Source organism: Pseudomonadota bacterium (assembly GCA_016195085.1).
GTDB lineage: Bacteria > Pseudomonadota > Alphaproteobacteria > SHVZ01 > SHVZ01 > JACQAG01.
Map to the genome: position 1 here is coordinate 1 of JACQAG010000038.1, position 18,534 is coordinate 18,534.

Sequence of the window (18,534 nt, forward strand, 5' to 3'; positions counted from 1 at the left end):
GCAGACCCGCAAAGATGCTATCGAGGTGGCGCATGCCCGGCTTCCCTTCTGAGTCTCGACAACCAGAAGGTACCCGGCAATCGCAGGGTTTGCCGGGCATGCGCCTGCGACCAATCGACTCATTCCCCGGACACCCGTGCACGCGTCGCGTGGGGGAGGGTCGGGGTGGGGGCAATCATCCCTTGGGCACGATCCCCTGCTGGATCAGCTTTGTCTTCATGCGCTCGCAGGCGCCGGTCAGCGCCGCCGCCAGCACCGGCTCGATGCTCTTGTGGCCGGCCTCGAGCACGCTCACGAACTCGGCCTCGGGCCACGCCTGAGAGAGCTTCCAGGCAATGAGCGGCCGGGTGGTCACATCGTAGCGGCCCTGTACGATGATGCCGGGAAGCGCTCTGAGCTTGTCGATGCCCGCCATGATCCAACCCGGGGGCACGAAGAACTTGTTGACGCCGTAATGGGTCCAGAAACGACCCAGCGGCATGCATGCGGCGGGCTCCAGCATGGCGGCGAGCGCGCTTGGATCCTCGCGGAAGGGGGTGGTGAAGCAGCTGTAGGTGGCGAGCGTGATTGCGGCCGGCATATGCACGGCCGGATCGGGAGAGATGAGCCGCTTGTGATAGGCCGTCAGCAGGTCGCCCTGCTCGGCTTGCGGAATGAAGGCAGCCAGCGCATGCCAGCGCTCGGGGAAGAAGTTCTTTTGCCCCCGCCACCACCAGTCGACCTCGTCATCGCCCCCGGTGAAGATGCCCCTGACAATGATGCCGTAGCAGCGCTCGGGGTGCGCCTGACCATAGGCGAGCGAGGTGAAGCTGCTCCAGGAGCCGCCGGTGATGAGCCATTTCTCGATGCCGAGATGGCGCCGCAAGGCCTCGTAGTCGGCCAGCACGTGCTGGGTGGTGTTGTTCTTGAGCTCGGCATTGGGCGTGGATTTGCCCGCGCCGCGCTGGTCGAACATGATGATGTCGAAAAACGCCGGATCGAAGGTGCGCCGATTGGCCGGGGCGGTTCGCCCGCCGGGCCCGCCATGGGTGTAGATGACCGGCACGCCCTTTGGATTGCCGGAGCGCTCCCAGTAGAGCGTGTGGATGTCGTCCACCTTCAGCATGCCGGTCGTGTGCGGTTCGATCTCGGGAAAGATCGACGGCGTGGTCATCTACTTCCTCACAGGCTGGTCATGCGCATATGAAAACCCTCACCCGCCTCGCTTTCGCTCGGCACCCTCTCCCGCATTGCGGGAGAGGGGTGGGGTGAGGGTCCTGGGTTCTCTGATCCTGCCGTCTAGCGTCAGTCCTTGGCGATGTTCCAGAGCACGAGCTTGCTGGTGGGGAGCACGCCGCTGATGTTCTTCCGCCAGGCATAGGGCGAGTCGAACATGCCGGTCGGCACGTAGGGAACGACGTCCCAAAGCCGCTTGTGCAAGACCTCCGCGACCTTGAGGCGGGTCGGCATGTCGGGGGCGCGGATGAATTCGTTGCGCAGCTTCTCCACCTCCTCGTCCGCCGCCCAGCCGCCCCAGGCGGACGCGTCGGTCGCCATGTTGGTGCCGAGATTGGTCAAGGGGTTGTGCCAGGTCGACCACGATCCGGTGGCACCCCACACGCTCCAGCCGCCCTCGGCGACCGGCTTCTTGTTTTGCAGCGCCTTCGTCAGCATGGTGCCCCAGTCGGTAGTCTCGAGCTCGGCGTTGACGCCGGCCAGCTTGAGCGCGGCCGCGGTCGCCAACATGATGGCGCCGATTTGCGGGACCTCGGTCGAATTGAGCACGACCACCTTCTCGCCGTTGTAGCCCGCCTCCTTGAAGAGCCGCTTCGCCTTCTCGATGTCGCGCTTCTGGTAGGCCTCCGAGCCCAACTCGGTGCCGTAGGTGGCGCCGCAGAGATAGAAGGCATAGCAGGGCTTGCCCCAGCTCGGATCCGGGCCGGCGAAGACCTGCAGGAACTCCTTCTGGTCGACCACCAGCGCCAAGGCCTGGCGCGCCTTGATGTTGTTGAAGGGCGGCTGCAGCGCGTTCGGGCGGATGAAGCCGAAATTGGCAACCGGCGGCACCTTGGCCACCACGATATCCGGCTGCTTCTGCAGAAGCGGAATGAGATCGCCCGAGAACATGTCGAGCATGTCGACCTCGCCGCGGATGATCGCCTGCATCTGCGTCTGCTGGTCGGTGATGATCTTGTATTCGAGGCGGTCGACCTTGACGATCTTGGCGCCGGCCATGCCGTTGGGCGGATCGGAGCGCGGCACATAGTCGGTGTTCTTGAGATAGACCACCTTCGAGCCCGGCTGCCATTCATCCTTCGCGAACTTGTACGGTCCGGAGCCGATGCTCTCAGTGAGGACGGTGAACGGATCGGTCGAGGCTTCCTTCTCGCGCATGATCGCCGGGAAGTTTCCGGCGTGATTGCCCAGCGAATATTCGACCCAGCTATAGGCCTCCTTCAGGCGGATGGTGAAGGTCTTGTCGTCGACCGGCTTCATCTCCTGGGTGAACTCGGCCAGCTTGCGGCCGATGAGGTCGCGCTTCATCCAGCGGTCGAGAGACTTGATCACGTCTTTGGTCGTCACCGCTTCGCCGGTGTGGAACTTGAGGCCGGGGCGAAGGGTGAAGGTGTAGGTGAGCTTGTCGCCGGAGATGGTGTAGCTCTCCACCATCTGCGGCTTCGGCGCCAAGGTGGGGTCCCATCCGAACAACGAGTCGTAGATGTTGGTGGAATGCATGATGGTGATGGTCGCTGCGGCCGCCAGCGGGTCGAGGAACTTCAGGTCCGCATGCGGCACCAGGATGAGCGTCTTCGGCTCGGCCGCCGCCGCACCTCCCGAGGCGAGACCGCCCAAGCCCATGCCCAGCAGCGGCAGCGCCGCCCAGAGCGTGCGTTTCCAACTCGATGCCAGCATCGGTTTCCTCCCGTTCGTGTCTTGGCCGACGATCGTCAGCTCTTGGAGATATTCCAGAACACCAGCACCGCCCCGCGCAGCACGCCCTCGACGTTCTTGCGCCAAGCGAAGGGAGGTTCGAACTGGCCGAGGAGCGTATAGGGCTGCATCTCCATCAGGCGCTTGTGCAGGACCTCCATCGCCGCCTTGCGGCCGGCGTCGTCGGACGCGGCGACGAAGGCGGCGCGCAGCTTCTCCGTCTCCTCATCGCAAGGCCAGCCGACCCAGTTGCTCTGGTCGCAAGACATGTTGGAGCCGATATTGGTCAGGGGATGATGGAAGGTCGTGCCCGTCCCCCAGCTGGTGAACATGTTCCAGCCGCCCTGCGCCGGCGGGTCCTTCTTGGTCATGCGGGTGACGACGCTGCCCCAATCGTTCACCTGCATGTCGACGTCGACGCCCATCTCCTTCAGGCGCCCGGCCGCCACCAGCGCCATTTGGCCGATCTGCGGAATCTCGTTGGTGGTGATCAGGAGGAGCTTCTCGCCCTTGTAGCCGGCCTCGGCCATCAGCTGCTTGGCCTTGGCCAGATCGGCATGCCGATAGGGCTCGGACCCGACCTCGGTCGCCCAGGGCGCGTCGCAGACGAAATAGGCGTAGCAGACCTTCCACCATTTCTGGTCCCCATAGGCCGTGCGCATGAAGTCGCGCTGGTCGAAGGCGACCGCGAGCGCTTGGCGCGCCTTCACGTTGTTGAACGGCGGATACAGGCTGTTGACCCGGAGAAAGCCGAAATTGCCGAAAGGCGGCAGGGTCTTCACCACGATGTCCGGATTCTTCTCCAAGGTGCCGAGCATGTCGTTCGAGGGCGAATCCCAGAGATCGACCTCGCCCTTGGCGAGGGCCGCTGCGACGGTGCCGGCATCGGGAATGACGTTGAACTCGACCCTGTCCACCTTCGCCACCTTGCCGCCGGCAAGCCCGTCGGGCGGCTCCGAGCGGGGCACGTAGTCGGTGTTCTTGTCGTAGATCACCTTGTCGCCGGGGCGCCATTCCGCCCGGTTGAACTTGAACGGTCCAGAGCCGATCGCCTCGGTGATCGGCTGGAACGGATCGGTCATCGCTACCCGCTCGGGATAGATGGCCGGCATCTGTCCGCCGCCGGAGCCGAGCGTGAACTCGACGAAGCCATAGGGCTGCTTCATGGTGATGGTGAAGGTCTTGTCGTCCACCGCCTCCATCGAGGCGATGCTTTTGCCCAGACTTGCACCCATGACATCGCGCTTCATCCAGCGCGTGAGCGAGGCGATCGCGTCCTTGGTGGTGACCGGTTGGCCGTCATGCCACTTCTGTCCGGGCCTGAGCGTCAACGTGTATTTGAGCTTGTCCGGCGAGACCGTGTAGTCGCTCACCATCTGCGGCTTGGCCGCGAGCTTGAAGTCCCAAGAGAAGAGCGTGTCGTAGATGAGCAGCGCGTGCATCTTGGTGATCTGCACCGAGACCACATGGGTATCCAGCACCTTGACGTCGGCCTGCGGGACGACGCGCAGCACCTTCTGCTGCGCGTCGGCTTGCGAGGGGCCAAGCGCCAGCGCGCCGGCGACGGGAAGGGCGGCGCTCAGCCGCAAGAAGGTCTTCGATCGGTTCGCCATGATGTCCCTCGTCTCCTCTGTCATTGTCGACCGGGCGCGCGGGCAACCGCGCCTTCCGACCCAGCCCAATTCCGAGAACCCGAACGCCGCTGTTCGATGGCGCGGGCTTCCCCGCGCTCCTTTGCATTTCCTATAGGGAGCATGGCAGAAAGCGTCGGGCTAGGGAAGCAGCCGGCGCTACCCTTGGCGGTTGTTTCGCATACGACAGGGCGGTAGTCTCGTAGGCATTGACGCCCGCCTTAGCTCCCCTCCCGCAACGTCCCCAGTCTTCCCATCGGCTGCAGCATGCGCGACCGCGACGGTAATCTCGCCCTCCGCCTCGATCCGACCCGGCTCGAGCTCGCTCGGGAATTCCGGAAGAAGCCGTTCGGCGGCCACACCCCGGCGCTGCAGGAGCTCTTGAACCTCATGCGCTCCGCCCCGATCGAAGGAAAGCACTTCCTCTATATGACCAAGGCGCACCGGGAATGGACCTTGGCCCGCATGTCCGAGACCCTGCCCTTGCGCCCGATCCTCCTCGGTCCGGTCTTCACCCGCATCGAAGACGCGGAATGGCACGTCTTCAAGCTGCGCTGGCACGCGATGACCGGCCAGGCGCTGGCGATCGACTGAGACGATGGCGGCCGTCCTTGGATATGCCGATCGTCAGAGCTTGCGCGCCGGCGAGGCCATCGCCTTCAAGGTCTGCTGCGATGGCGCCTCCACCTACCGCGCCGAGATCGTGCGCCTCATTGCGCCAGAGGTCTTGCCCGGCCCCGATGCGCCCGAGTTCCGCTTTGAGGCCATGGCGAGCCCGGCCGACGGCGAATACGAGGCACGCCATCAGGACACGCCGGTCGGCTCCTATGGGCTGATCCAAGCATCACCGAGCTTCGCCGCGATCGGCAGCTTCACGCTCGCGGCCTTTCTGTGGCCGACCACACCGGGCAAGGGCGAGCAGGCCGTTCTCGGCACCTGGTCGCGCGCGTCCGGCCGGGGCATCGGCCTCCATCTCGATGGCGACGGCGCGCCGATGCTGGTGCTGGGCGGCGGCGAGACGATCTCCTTGGGTGCCGCTCTGCCGGCGCGCCGCTGGTCCTTCATCGCCGCCACCTACCGAGCGCGCGACCGCACGGTCACCCTCTATCAGAGGCAGGTCGAGACCCACCACCTGGATGCTGCCGATCCCATGGGCCGCACCGTCACGGCGGCGAGCAAGCCCTTGCATGGGACGGGCCCCCTGCTCATCGCCGCCGCCGCCGGCGGACATTGGCCGGATGGGCGCATGCGCACGGTCCGCCACTACAACGGCAAGATCGAGCGCCCGACCCTGCTCGAGGGGGCGCTCACCCTCACCCAGCTTGAAGCCCTTGCCAAAGCCGGACCGGCCCGGCCGGCGCAGAGGGCGGCGATCAGCGACTGGGATTTTTCGCGCGGCATCGACGGCGAACGCCTCGTCGACCGCGGCCGCCATCGCCGCCATGGCAAGACCGTCAATCTTCCCACCCGTGCCGTCACCGGATCGAATTGGCAGGGAACCCGCCATGACTGGCAAGCCGCGCCGGAAGAATATGGCGCGATCCATTTCCACGACGACGACCTCTACGACGCAGGATGGCAGACCTCGTTCCGCCTGAGCGTGCCCAAGACCTGGAAGAGCGGCGCCTACGCCGCGAGGCTGACGGCCGGAGCGTCGGAATTCTGGGTGCCGTTCTTCTTGCGCCCGGCGCGCGGCGCCGCCAAGGCCAAGACGGCGTTCCTGGCACCCACCTGCACCTACGCCGCTTACGCGAATTTTCGCGCGCGCGTGAGCGGCCGTTGGAGCGAGCTCTACCACGGTCGGCTGACGGTGCTGGATTCGACCGACTGGCTGATGCAGGACTACCCGGAGATCGGCTCCTCTACCTACGACGTGCATTCCGACGGCAGCCTCGTCATCTATTCCTCGATGCTGCGCCCGGTCACCAACTTCCGTCCGACCGGCCGGATCTACAAGTTCAACCAGGATATGCTGATTTTGGCCTGGCTCGAACGTCAGGGCATCGCCTATGACGTGGTCGCCGACGACGATCTGCACCGCGAGGGTATCGCGGCCCTCGCCGACTACAGATGCATCATCACCGGATCCCACCCGGAGTACTACACGACGGCCATGCTGGATGGGCTGGAGGCATTCCTCGGCCAAGGCGGCAGGCTCATCTATCTCGGCGGCAACGGCTTCTATTGGCGGACCGCCTATCACAATACGCTGCGCGGCGTGGTCGAGGTACGCCGGGCCGGACAAGGCTTCCTCGGCAACAACACCGAAGCCGAGAGCCATATGAGCTTCACCGGCGAGGTCGCCGGCACCTGGACCCGGGTCGGCCGGCCGCCGCAGCTCATCGCCGGTGTGGGCTTCATCACCCAAGGCTTCGATGCCTGCGAAGGCTACCGGCTGAAACGGGCGAGCCGCGACCCCAGAGCCGCTTTCGTCTTCGCCGGCGTCGAAGGCGAGATCGTCGGCGATTTCGGCATGCTGCAGAACGGCGCCGCCGGCTACGAAGTCGACCGTGCCGATGCCGCTCTCGGCACGCCCGTCCATGCGCTGGTGCTGGCATCCTCCGAGAACCATTCGAACGTCTACGAGATCTCGGTGCCGTCCTTCATGGATCTGGTGCCGAAGCGGGCAGAGACCGCACCCGATCCGATCCGCGCCGATATGGTGTTCTTCGAGATCCCAGGAGGGGGGGCGGTGTTTTCCACCGGCTCGATCGCCTGGTGCGGTAGCCTGTCCGCCCGCGGCTACGATAACAATGTCGAGCGGATCACCCGCAACGTGCTCATGCGCTTCGTCGATGCCAAACCGTTCATCATGCCGAAACCGCCAAGCCCATAGAAGGAGAGGCACCATGGCACCGATCATCTTCGCCTTGCAGTACGCCGGCCCGGTCAAGCCGATCGCCAAGGTTCCCGGCGTCTTGCGCGTCAAGCTCACGGCATCGAGCTGCCGGATCGAGACCGCGATCGGCCCGAAGGGCGTTGCCTCGTCGATCGCGAAGATCCCGGGCGGCAAGGCCGTGCTGGATTCGATCGTCACCGTGACCGGAGAGGCGACCTTCATCGAGTCCGGCACGCTGACATTCGGCCGCGGCGGCACCACCCTCACCTTCTCTACCGTCGGCCAGGCGGCGATCGGGCCCAGCGCCGATCCGAAGCTGACGAGCGGTGCGGCCATCTGGAAGGTGACCGGCGGCACCGGACAGTTCAAAGGGGCGACCGGCTACGTCATCGGCAACTTCTTCGCCACCGACAAGGGGGAGGCGACCGACACCCAGGTGGCGGTGATCTTCCCGGCCAAGAAGTAGGCCTCCCAGGCGCGGCAGTCTCGTGGGCTGGGTCGCTTGAGGTCGCGTCTGGATTGAGGAAGGCTTCCAGATGATCGCCTACCAAGGCGATCGCTGGCTGTTGGGCGGCGCGCTCAAGGCTGGAATCGACGGCATGCGCGATGCCCGTCCGCGCCGTCGACGCATACAAGCTTGCGACAGGCAACGTTTAGTTGCAACAAGACCCTCGCAATGCGGCAATTTTCCGGGTAATTTACGCAAATGTCGACCAGGGCCAATCGCCTGTTGCTGGCCGCCCTCGAGGAAGTCCTCGGGCCGGGCACCGATGCGGCGCGCTATCTGGAAAAGGCGATCGCCTCCAACGACACCCTCGACCTCCTGCTGGCGCAGGCCTCCTTCGACGAGCTCACCGGCGAGGAGCGCCGGGAGATCGCCGAAGTCGTCGACCGGCTGGTCGGCCAAGAGCTGGTCAACACCCGCAACCGCCAGATCGCCTGACCCCGCCCTCCTCCTCCGGCCTCGTGTCGTATAAGAAAAATGTTAGCATCGCGGCCGGTCCCGTGGTCATCTCTTCGTCCGCAACCAAGCAGCCATAGAGGGAGCGCCATGAAGCTGAATCCAACCGCCGTCACCGGGCTCGCATCGATGTCGCTGGCGCTCGGGCTTGCGAGCGCTCCGGCCCTTTCAGAGACCCCGAAGAATACGCTGGTGGTGGTGCCGCACGCCGATCTGCGCATCCTCGATCCGCTGCAGGCGGCGGCGACGATCACCATCATGCACGCCTCCAACATCTATGACGAGCTGTTCGCCTGGGACAAGGAACTGCAGCCGAAGCCGCAGATGGTGGGCGACTACCAGGTCTCGGCCGACAAGCTCACCTACACCATGAGCTTGCGCCCCGGCCTCAAATTCCACGACGGCACGGCGGTCACCACCAAGGACGTGGTCGCCTCGGTCGATCGCTGGATGAAGCGCGATGGCGTCGGCAAGAAGCTGGCGGAGGTCACGGCCTCGTTCACAGCCACCGACGACAAGACCTTCGTCTTCAAGCTGAAGCAGCCCTATTCCTGGGTCGAATACTCGCTCGGCAACCACGCCGGCAACTATCCCGCGATCATGCGCGAGAAAGAGGCGAAGACCGACCCGATGACGGCGGTGACCGAGACCATCGGCTCCGGCCCGTACAAATTTTCCAAGGAAGAATGGAAGCCCGGCGCCGAGGTCGTCTACACCAAGAACACCGACTACGTGCCGCGCTCCGATCCGCCCGATGCGATGGCCGGCGCCAAGCTGGTCAAGGTCGACAAGATGATCTGGAAGATCATCCCCGACGCGCAGACCTCGGCCTCGGCGCTGATCGCCGGCGAAGTCGACCTGATCGATTCCGTCAACGCCGACGTCGTACCGCTCCTGGAGAAGAACAAGGACGTGGTGGTCTCGAAGATTCCGCCGGTCGGCGGCTTCGGCGCGATCCGGCCGAACGCGCTCAACCCGCCCTTCAACAATGCGAAGGCGCGCCAGGCGCTGTGGATCCTGACCGACCAGGAAGACTACATGCGCGCTTCCTTCGGCGAGCAGAAGTGGTGGAACAAGTGCTTCTCCTACTTCGTCTGCGGCTCGATCTACGGCACCACGGCCGGCTCGGAAGGCTTCCAGAAGGCCGACCCGGCCAGGGCGAAGAAGATGTTCGAGGAGGCCGGCTACAAGGGCGAGAAGATCATCATCACCTCGACCAAGGAGATTCAGAATATCGGGACCCAGGCCGAGGTGCTGGCCGGCGCCTTGCGCAACATCGGCGCCAATGTCGACATCGAATGGGCGGATTGGGGCACCACCTTGACCCGCTTCCTCACCAACAAGAACCCGGTCGGCCAGAGTGGCGGCTGGAGCATTTTCACCACCACCAACTCCTGGTCGACCTGGCACAATCCCCTGACCAATGTCGGCGTCATCCTGACGCCGGAGGGGAGCTGGGCCGGCTGGCCGAGCGACGAGCTGGGCGAGAAGCTCCGAACCGAGTTCATCCAGGCCCAAGACAAGGCGTCCCGCATGGCAGCGCTCGACAAGCTGTCCAAGCGCATGTGGGAAGTGGCCCCCTATGTGGTGACCGGACAGTTCGATGGACCTTATGCCTGGCGGAAGAACGTCGTGGGCGTGCTGCCGACCTCGAAGCTGGCGCTCTGGAACATCGGCAAGGAATAGTCCGCGGAGCCTTTTGACTACGCTACCGGCCAAAATACGACCCTCACCCCGCCCCTCTCCCGCGATGCGGGACAGGGAGTAAGACTCTTGCCGCGATTGCCCCCTCTCCCGCACCGCGGGAGAGGGATGGGGTGAGGATCTTCTCGTGGCGATCATTCAACCGTCGAGGAAGCCCACCCATGCCGCACTACGCGAAATCGGTCGCGCTCCATGAGCGGGCGCGCAAGGTCATGGCCGGCGGCGTCAGCAGCGGCTTTCGCGCCCAGGGCAAGCCGGTGCCGCTCTTCTTCGAGCGCGGCCAGGGCGCGGTTCTGACCGATGTCGACGGCAACACCTATATCGACTACGTGCTGGGCCTGGGGCCGGCGATCCTGGGCCACGCGCCCAAGCGGGTGCTGGAGCGGGTGGCATCCACCTTGGCCGAGGGGCAGGTCTACGCCGCCCAGAACTTGCATGAGCTGAAGCTCGCCGAGCGACTGACCAAGCTCATCCCGGCGGCCGAGATGGTGCGCTTTGCCTCCTCGGGCACCGAGGCGGTGCAGGCGGCCTTGCGGCTGGCGCGCGCCTATACCGGTCGAGCCAAGATCGTGAAGTTCGAGGGCCACTATCACGGCTGGCTCGACAACATCGCCATCAGCGTCAAGCCGGCCTTGAACGCCGCCGGCCCGGCGAGCCAGCCGGTCCCGGTGCCCGAAAGCGCCGGCCAGCCGGAGAGTGCCTTCGCCGAGGTGATCGTGCTGCCCTGGAACGACCTCGCCATGGTCAAGAAGACCATGGAGGAGCGCTGCGGCGAGATCGCCGGCGTCATCATGGAGCCGATCCTCTGCAACACCTCGGTCGTCACCCCGCGCGCGGGCTATCTCGAAGGCGTGCGCGCGCTGACCCAGCGCCATGGCAGCCTGCTCATCTTCGATGAGGTGATCACCGGCTTCCGGGTGGGCTTGGGCGGCGCCCAGAAGCGCCTCGGCATCACCCCCGACCTCGCCACCTTCGCCAAGGCGGTCGCCGCCGGCTTCCCCTTGAGCTGCCTCGTCGGACGAGCGGAGATCATGGAGCGGCTCTTTACCCATGGCGTGCTCCATGGCGGCACCTACAACGCCAATGTCGTCAGCACCAGCGCCGCGCTCGCGGCTCTAGATGAACTCGAGGCCGATGACGGTGCCGTCTACGCCGCCATGGAGAAGAAAGGTGCCCGCCTGATGGAGGGCTTGAAGCAGCTCGCACGCAAGCACGGGCTGCCGCTCCTGGTGCAGGGCCTGGGCGCAGTCTTCAACACGGCCTTCACCGATCAGCCCGCCATCAGCGACTACCGCAGCGCCGCGCGCGCCGACGCCGCGCTGCTGACCCGCTTCGTCGACCTCCTGCAGGAGGAGGGCGTCAGGATCACCACGCGCGGCACCTGGTTCCTTTCGACCGCCCACACCGACCAGCAGATCGAGGCGAGCATCGCCGCCACCGACAAGGCGCTGGCCAAGCTGAAGCCGTAGGGCCGTCGCCTTCTAACGACGCCGGCGATGATCACATCGGCTCGCCGCCGATCAGGGGATTGACCACCGAGAGCTCGGCGAAACGGCCCAAGTCGCGGTCCGCCGACCACAGTTCGCGCACGCCGTGCTGCCGGCATAGCGCGGCGACGCGAGCGTCATGGACCTGCGCGCCGGCAACACGGCCATCTACGATGAGCGCGCGCAACGTCGGCCAGTGCTCCGCTGACTCGGCCAAGAGCGCCAGCGTCGGCGACTCAAGCCAAGCATCCACCTGGTCTAGCGCTCGGGCCAACGGAGTGGGCGGCGCATATATGCGCGGATGCGTAACGATCGCCAGAAATTCATGCAGACATGGCCAGGGAATGGCCCAAGTCGCAGGCCCTTCTGCAAGTTCCGCGACGAGCCGGCTGGCGGCTTGGTAAAATGGCGAGTCCTCGCGATGCGCGTAGACGAGAATGTTGGTGTCGACGGCGATCAAGCGCCGCGACCCTCATAGGCTAGGTCGCGTAGCCGTTCCCACGTTGCCTCGCGGAGATCCGGTCGCAGCCCCTTACCCTTGAAGCTTGCGCGCCGCAGCTTGAACGGCACGCCATGCTTTGTCTCGGCCATGACGCGATGAAGCCCGCGCTCCACCAGCGTCCGCAGAGTGACGCCTTCGCGTGCCGCGAGCTTGCGGACTTCGCGCAGCAACGAATCGGAAATCTCAACTGTCGTCTTCACCCTGCCCATCCTTATGGGAACATGAATATGGGTACCCATATTCTAGGGTCAGGACCATCTTGAGACAAGCCCGCCATGCGCCGATGCCCTAGCTCGCGTAGTCCGGCTCTTCGCGGTCGAGGGTGCGCTTGATCGCGACGAGATAGGTGTCGGCGTATTCCGGCCAGGTCTGCACCTCCTTGACCACGCTTTCCGCGATCTTCGGCTGGATCGGCTTCATCGGCCGGTTGGCGGACATGGCGATGAGCTGCACCTTGCAGGCTTCCTCGAGGAAGTAGAGGTTGCCGAAGGCTTGGGCGATGCTGGGGCCGGACACCATCGGTCCGTGATTGCGCATCATCACGATGTCCTTGTCGCCGAGGATATTGCCGACGCGCACGCCCTCCTCCGGCTCCATCGCCAAGCCGAGATAGTTCTCGTCATAGGCGATGCGATCCCAGAAGACGACAGCGGTCTGGTTGGTGGGCTCGAGGCGACCGCCATCGAGGAGGCAGAGCGCGGTCGCATAGGGCATGTGCGTGTGCAGGAGTGCACGCGCCTTCGGGTTCATGCGATGGATCGGCGCATGCAGGCAATAGGCAGTGCGCTCGAGCTTGCCTTCGCCCTCGATCACCTTGCCGTCGAGATCGCACAAGAGGAGGCTGCTGGCGGTGATCTCCGACCAGAAGAGACCTTCGGGATTGACGAGGAAGCGATCATCACTGCCCGGCACCATCAGGCTGTAGTGGTTGCAGGTGCCGGTCTGGTAGCCGAGCCGCGCCGACCAGCGGAACACCGCCGCGAAATCGACTCGCGCCTGCCAAAGGTCGTTTCTCATGGACTCTCGCGCTCCTGGATTTGTCTGGGATGAATGTTAGCATGGGGCTCTGCCGTCGAGCCGCGCCGGTTCCTAGGGTTGACCCGCCCGGAGATTGCCGTAAGCTCTCCCTTTCTTATCCGAAAAACCGGCCATGTATCAAATCGACCCCTCCCGGCTGGAGCTGGCGCGCGAGTTCAAGAAGAAGCCCTTCGGCGAGCACAGTCCGGACCTGCAATATCTCTTGCACCGCATGCGCAGCTACGATGCGAGCGGGCACCACGTCCTGGTGATGACCCGGCCGCACGCGCAATGGACCCTGGCCCGCATGCAAGCGGGCGGCCGCCAGGCCCCCACTCTCACCAACACCACCTTCACCAGCCTGGAAGAGGCCGAATGGCATGTCTTCAAGCTCCGGTGGAAGGATCTGACCGGCCAGGACCTGCCGATCGACTGACGCCTCCAGGACCACTCCATTCATGACCCGATTGCTGGGATACGCCGACAAGAACGCGCGGGCGCCGGGCGAACCGCTCGCCGTCATGGTGAGCTGTGTGGGTGCGGAGCGCTACCAGGCCGATCTCGTGCGCCTGCTGAGCCCCAACGCCGGGCCGACCGCCCCGCCCTTTCGCGAGGCGGTGGTGCCGAGCCCGATCAACGGCGAGCATCGCGGACGCCGGCAAGACATGCATGGCGGCTCCTGGGCCGTCATCAGGGCGCATCGGCGCTTGGCCGCGATCCGAAGCTTCACGATCCAGGCGATGGTTTGGCCGACCACCCCCGAGAAAGGACCGCAGGCGATCCTCGGCACCTGGTCGGAGACGGCCCAATCCGGCTATGGGCTCGGCCTGGACGAGACCGGCCAGCTCGAGCTGACGCTCGGCGACGGCACCGGCACATTCCGGCTCAAATCCGGACAGAAGCTCTTCAGGCGGAAATGGTACTTGGTGGCGGCCAGCTTCGAAGCCGAGACCGGCGAGGCCGTCCTCTATCAGGAACCGCTCGCCGACAAGGGCTTCGCTCCGGGCGCGCCGATCCGCGTTGCCGCCAAGAGCAAGATCCGGCCCAGCACCGGCGCGGGCTCGTTCCTCTTCGCCGCCTGGCTGAAAGGCGAAGCCGACGCACCCACATCATGGGAAAAGATGCTGGTCGGCGGGCATTTCAACGGCAAGATCGATCGGCCGCGGCTCGCAAGCATTGCCCTTGATCGGGCCGGTATCGTCGCCCTTGCCGGCAATGTCATCCCCGCCGGACTTGGCGAGGCGGTGGTGGCCCTGTGGGATTTCTCCCGCGACATTCATGGGATCGCCATCCACGACATCTCGGCCAATCGCCTCTCCGGCGAGACCGTCAATCTGCCGGCCCGCGCCATGACCGGCTTCAACTGGGACGGCTCGGAGATGAACTGGCGGAATGCGCCGGAGCAATACGGCGCTATCCACTTCCACGACGACGATTTGTACGATGCGCGCTGGCAGCCGGACTTCACCCTCGACCTTCCCCAGGATCTCAAAAGCGGCGTCTACGCCATCCGCTTGACCCAGGATGAGGCCTATTTCCATATCCCGTTCTTCGTCACGTCCAAACGGGATCATGCCAAGGCCAAGATCGCTTACCTCGCCTCGACCGCCACATACACGGTCTATGCCAACAACCGCGGCCGCTTCAGCGCGCCCTTGACCGAGCTCTATCAGGGCCGGCTCACCGTCTTCGATGAAGTCGACATGCTGCAATACGAATTCCCCGATATGGGGCTCTCGACCTATGACCGGCATTCCGACGGCAGCGGCGTCTGCTATTCATCGCGGCTCCGGCCGATCACCAACATCAAGCCGGGCGGGCGGATGTGGAATTTCGGCTGCGATCTCTTCCTCGTCGATTGGCTGGAGCGAACCGGGCTCGGCTACGACGTCATCACCGACGATGATTTGCATCGCGAAGGCATCGATCTCTTGAAGCCCTATGCGGTCGTGGTGACCGGCAGCCACCCGGAATACGACTCCCTCGAGATGCTGGAGGCCCTCGACGGGTATCTGAGGCAGGGCGGCCGTTTCATGTATATGGGCGGCAACGGCTTCTATTGGCGCATCGCCTATCATCCGAGCTTGCCTGGCGTCATCGAGGTCCGGCGCAGCGAGGACGGGACGCGCGCATGGGATGCCGAGGTGGGCGAGTACTATCACAGCTTCACCGGCGAATATGGCGGGCTGTGGCGCCGCCAGCTACGGGCGCCGAACCTCTTGGCCGGCGTCGGCTTCATCAGCCAAGGCTTCGATGCCTGCTCCTACTACCGGCTGACCGAAGCGGCAACGGATTCCAGGGTTTCCTTCGCCTTCGCCGGCGTCGAAGGTCCGATCGTGGGCAATCACGGCGTGCTGCAAGGCGGGGCGGCGGGATTGGAGATCGACTCCTACGACCCGCTTCTTGGTTCGCCGCCGCATGCCTTGGTGGTGGCGCGCTCGGAGAACCACTCCAACACCTATGAGCTGGTGAACGAGGAGGTCCGCGTTGCCCACGGCATGACCGACGGCATCATCAGCCCGCTCATTCATGCCGACATGGTTTTCTTCGAGACCCCGAACGGAGGTGCGGTGTTCTCCACCGGCTCGATCGCCTTTGCCGGCAGCCTCGGCACCAACGGCTTCAAGAACGACGTCGCGATCCTGTCGACGAATGTGCTGAAGCGCTTCATCGACCCGACACCATTCAAGATGCCGACGCTCTAGATGCCCCCACCCCGGCCCTCCCCCGCCGAGGACGGCGAGGGAGGGAGCAAGAAATGTCCCTCTCTATTCCCTCCCCCACGCATGTGGGGGAGGGTTAGGGTGGGGGCACGCGACCAGATATGATTTCGATCTTGCACTGACTGCACTATCCTAGAGGCATCACCCCATGAAAGCCTTCATCGCCGGCATGGCGCATGAGACCAATAGCTTCTCGCCGCTGCCGACGAGTCGTCGCAGCTTCGAGGAGCTGCTGGTGCGCCCGAAGACCGGCGAGGACAAGGACCGTCTCGCCGATACCTGGGGTTATGGGCGCTTCATCAAATTGGCGACCGAGCATCAAATCGCCGTGGCGTCCAGCCTGTTTTGCGCGACACAGCCGAGCGCGCCCACGATCAAGGCCGACTACGAGAGCTTGCGCGACGAGATCCTGGCCGATCTTGAGGCCGCCATGCCGGTCGACATGGTGCTCTTGATGCTGCACGGCGCCCAGACCGCAGAGGGCTATGACGATTGCGAAGGCGATATTCTGGAGCGCATGCGCCGGATCGTCGGGCCGGACGTGCCGATCGGCGCCGAGCTCGATCTCCATGCCAATGTCACGAGCAAGATGCTGGCCAACGCCACCGTCCTCATGGCCTGCAAAGAATATCCCCATATCGATTTCGTCGAGCGCGCCGACGATCTGTTTTCGCTGATCCGGCGGGCGCGGCTGGGCGAGATCAAGCCGGTCATGGCCAAGTTCGACGTGCCGATGCTGGGAAGCTTTCCCACCACCCGCGAGCCGATGCGGAGCTTCGTCGATGAGACCCACGGGATGGAGGGCAAGGATGGCATCTTGTCGGTCTCGCTGGTGCACGGCTTCGCCTGGGCGGATTTTCCGGAGATGGGCGCCAGCGTCGTGGTGGTGACCGACGGCGACAAGGCCAAGGCCGGCAAGATCGCCGGCGCGCTCGGCCGGCGCTTCTTCAAGATGCGCAAGGAGATCGACAGTCCGCTCGTCTCCCTGGAGACCGCGCTCGACCGCGCGGTGGCGGCGCCGGCGGGGCCGATCGTGCTCGCCGATCGCTCGGACAATCCCGGCGGTGGCGCCCCGGGGGATTCGACCTACATGCTGCAGGCCATGCTCGATCGCGGCATCGCCGATGCGGCGTTGGCCATGATCTGGGACCCGGTCGCGGTCAAGATCGCGTTTGACGCCGGCGTCGGCGCCACCTTGGCGATGCGCATCGGCGGCAAGCTTGGCCCGTTCTCCGGACTGCCTGTCGACCTTGAGGCGACGGTGACGCAGGTCAGGCGCGATGGCAAGCAATGGGCCTTGGGCGGCTATGCGCCCCTGGGAGATGCCGCTTCCATTCGCGCTTCGGGCATCGACATCGTGCTAAACTCCATCCGCCAGCAGACCTTCAGCGAGCATTGCTTCACCGAGCTCGGCATCGATCCCAAAGAGAAGAAGATCCTCGTGGTGAAATCCACCCAGCACTTCCATGCGCGCTTCGCCCCGATCGCCAAGGAGATCATCTACGTCAGCGCGCCGGGAACGCTGTCGACCAACTATCTGCAATTCCCGTTCAAACGCATGCGCCGGCCGATGGCGCCGCTCGACCCGGTAGAACTCTAGGTACAAGATGACCGACCACGCTCGTATTCGCCCGGCCCGAGCCGAGGATCTGCCGGCGATCTTGGCGCTCAACGACGCCGCCATTCCCCATGTGAGCGCCATCAAACAGAGCCCGCTCGACGGACCCAAGGCCGGGGAGAACATCTTCTTGGCGGCGATCCGCGACGAGCGTCCCGTCGGCTTTCTCCTCGCCATGACGCCGGACGCCGACTACGACAGCCCGAATTTCCTGTGGTTTCGCGAACGGGGCCGCGACCTGCTCTATGTCGACCGCATCGTCGTCGAGCCGGGCCTGCGCGGCTCGGGCATCGGTCGACGGCTCTATGCGTGCGCTGCGGCGATGGCGCCCAAGCATCTCGTCAGGATCGGCTGCGAGGTCAATCTGCAGCCGCCCAACCCGGAGTCCCTGCGCTTTCATACGCGCATCGGCTTCCGCGAGGTCGGGCGCCAAGCCTTCGTGCCGGGCGAGAAGGAGGTGGTCTACCTCGCCTGCGAGGGCGAACGCCTCGTAGCCCTGAAGACGGCGGCGGATTCGACGCCCTGACGTCTCGCCGTCAGGGCGCTGACATCAGGCGGCCGCGTCGTCCTTGCTGCGATAGGCAACCGAGCAGTGCTCGATGCAGTAAGGTCGCCCCGCATCGGAGGGCTGGCCACAGAAGTGGAAGCCGTTCTCGCCGGGATGGCCGATGGGCCAGCGGCAGCCGCGCTCGGCGAAGATCGGCGCGCTTGCCGTCCTTGGCTTCATCCGGGTCGGGCTCGGCTGGGACAATCCCAGGCGATGGGCCTTGCCGATGACGGCATTGCGCGTGACCCCGCCGAGCTGCTCGGCGATCTGCCTTGCGCTGAGACCGGTAGCCCAAAGCCGCTTGAGCTCCGCGACCCGCTCCTCACTCCAGTCCATGGGACCCCCTACCACCGCTTGTGTAGTGAAAATGTAGCGCAGCAATATGGTGTGGTTCAATCCGCCCCCCCGCTTCGCCCGAGACTCCCTGGGTTCCAGGCCCCCGCCGGAGTCCGGGCAGGACCACCAGGAATGACCGAATCGCCTCAAAGGCATCGGCCCACCGGCGGGCCCCATCATGGATGGCCAGTGGTATCGCGCGCCGTGGGGACCGCGATCAAGGAGGCCATTCAGTGAACGGGCGCTTATGTCGTCGAGG

At 65.0% G+C, this 18,534-nt stretch carries 17 protein-coding genes; 10 read left to right on the plus strand and 7 right to left on the minus strand.

Features of this window, described 5'->3' with window-relative positions; all coding sequences use genetic code 11:
• Window positions 1-175: 175 nt before the first annotated feature.
• The 3 genes from pip to HY058_11165 form a co-directional block, all read right to left on the minus strand.
• Window positions 176-1,153, minus strand: a complete 978-nt coding sequence (gene pip / locus HY058_11155; GenBank protein MBI3497850.1) for a prolyl aminopeptidase — start codon at window positions 1,151-1,153, stop codon at window positions 176-178.
• A 131-nt stretch (window positions 1,154-1,284) separates the two neighbouring features.
• Window positions 1,285-2,892 (minus strand): ABC transporter substrate-binding protein, encoded by a 1,608-nt coding sequence (locus HY058_11160; protein MBI3497851.1) that lies wholly within the window; start codon window positions 2,890-2,892, stop codon window positions 1,285-1,287.
• A gap of 35 nt (window positions 2,893-2,927) precedes the next feature.
• Window positions 2,928-4,523: an ABC transporter substrate-binding protein gene (locus HY058_11165; GenBank protein ID MBI3497852.1), complete on the minus strand. Its 1,596-nt coding sequence runs from the start codon at window positions 4,521-4,523 to the stop codon at window positions 2,928-2,930.
• A gap of 285 nt (window positions 4,524-4,808) precedes the next feature.
• Between HY058_11165 and HY058_11170 the strand changes: the two genes are divergently transcribed.
• The 6 genes from HY058_11170 to HY058_11195 all read left to right on the plus strand — a co-directional run bounded on the left by HY058_11170 (window position 4,809) and on the right by HY058_11195 (window position 11,514).
• A complete protein-coding gene (locus HY058_11170) occupies window positions 4,809-5,135 on the plus strand; it encodes a hypothetical protein (GenBank protein MBI3497853.1) in 327 nt (108 codons plus the stop codon).
• A gap of 4 nt (window positions 5,136-5,139) precedes the next feature.
• The gene (locus HY058_11175; GenBank protein MBI3497854.1) at window positions 5,140-7,377 is read left to right on the plus strand and encodes a LamG domain-containing protein; all 2,238 of its coding nucleotides are present in this window, start codon (window positions 5,140-5,142) and stop codon (window positions 7,375-7,377) included.
• A gap of 13 nt (window positions 7,378-7,390) precedes the next feature.
• Window positions 7,391-7,846 carry a hypothetical protein gene (locus tag HY058_11180; protein MBI3497855.1) on the plus strand — a complete coding sequence of 152 codons (456 nt, stop codon included), beginning with the start codon at window positions 7,391-7,393 and terminating at the stop codon, window positions 7,844-7,846.
• Window positions 7,847-8,086: 240 nt separating this feature from the next.
• Complete coding sequence (locus HY058_11185) at window positions 8,087-8,323, plus strand: hypothetical protein (protein ID MBI3497856.1); 237 nt, start codon at window positions 8,087-8,089, stop codon at window positions 8,321-8,323.
• Window positions 8,324-8,431: 108 nt separating this feature from the next.
• Window positions 8,432-10,027, plus strand: a complete 1,596-nt coding sequence (locus HY058_11190; protein ID MBI3497857.1) for an ABC transporter substrate-binding protein — start codon at window positions 8,432-8,434, stop codon at window positions 10,025-10,027.
• A gap of 179 nt (window positions 10,028-10,206) precedes the next feature.
• Entirely contained in the window at window positions 10,207-11,514 is a 1,308-nt protein-coding gene (locus tag HY058_11195) for an aspartate aminotransferase family protein (GenBank protein ID MBI3497858.1), read from the plus strand.
• 31 nt (window positions 11,515-11,545) lie between these two features.
• Here the strand turns inward: HY058_11195 and HY058_11200 are convergent, their stop codons facing one another.
• From HY058_11200 to HY058_11210, 3 genes are all read right to left on the minus strand, one after another.
• The gene (locus HY058_11200) at window positions 11,546-11,992 is read right to left on the minus strand and encodes a PIN domain-containing protein (GenBank protein ID MBI3497859.1); all 447 of its coding nucleotides are present in this window, start codon (window positions 11,990-11,992) and stop codon (window positions 11,546-11,548) included.
• Entirely contained in the window at window positions 11,989-12,243 is a 255-nt protein-coding gene (locus HY058_11205; protein ID MBI3497860.1) for a DUF2191 domain-containing protein, read from the minus strand. Before HY058_11205 ends, HY058_11200 begins: the two co-directional genes overlap by 4 nt.
• A 79-nt stretch (window positions 12,244-12,322) precedes the next feature.
• Window positions 12,323-13,051: an aldolase gene (locus tag HY058_11210; GenBank protein ID MBI3497861.1), complete on the minus strand. Its 729-nt coding sequence runs from the start codon at window positions 13,049-13,051 to the stop codon at window positions 12,323-12,325.
• Between the two features lie 133 nt (window positions 13,052-13,184).
• Between HY058_11210 and HY058_11215 the strand changes: the two genes are divergently transcribed.
• The 4 genes from HY058_11215 (at window position 13,185) to HY058_11230 (ending at window position 17,918) form a co-directional block, all read left to right on the plus strand.
• Entirely contained in the window at window positions 13,185-13,487 is a 303-nt protein-coding gene (locus tag HY058_11215; protein MBI3497862.1) for a hypothetical protein, read from the plus strand.
• A gap of 22 nt (window positions 13,488-13,509) precedes the next feature.
• Complete coding sequence (locus HY058_11220; protein ID MBI3497863.1) at window positions 13,510-15,756, plus strand: N,N-dimethylformamidase; 2,247 nt, start codon at window positions 13,510-13,512, stop codon at window positions 15,754-15,756.
• Between the two features lie 166 nt (window positions 15,757-15,922).
• Entirely contained in the window at window positions 15,923-17,374 is a 1,452-nt protein-coding gene (locus HY058_11225; protein MBI3497864.1) for a M81 family metallopeptidase, read from the plus strand.
• 7 nt (window positions 17,375-17,381) lie between these two features.
• Window positions 17,382-17,918 (plus strand): GNAT family N-acetyltransferase, encoded by a 537-nt coding sequence (locus tag HY058_11230; GenBank protein MBI3497865.1) that lies wholly within the window; start codon window positions 17,382-17,384, stop codon window positions 17,916-17,918.
• A 24-nt stretch (window positions 17,919-17,942) separates the two neighbouring features.
• On the opposite strand, the gene HY058_11235 is transcribed toward HY058_11230, so the two are convergent.
• Complete coding sequence (locus HY058_11235; GenBank protein MBI3497866.1) at window positions 17,943-18,275, minus strand: global cell cycle regulator GcrA-like protein; 333 nt, start codon at window positions 18,273-18,275, stop codon at window positions 17,943-17,945.
• Window positions 18,276-18,534 lie beyond the last annotated feature (259 nt).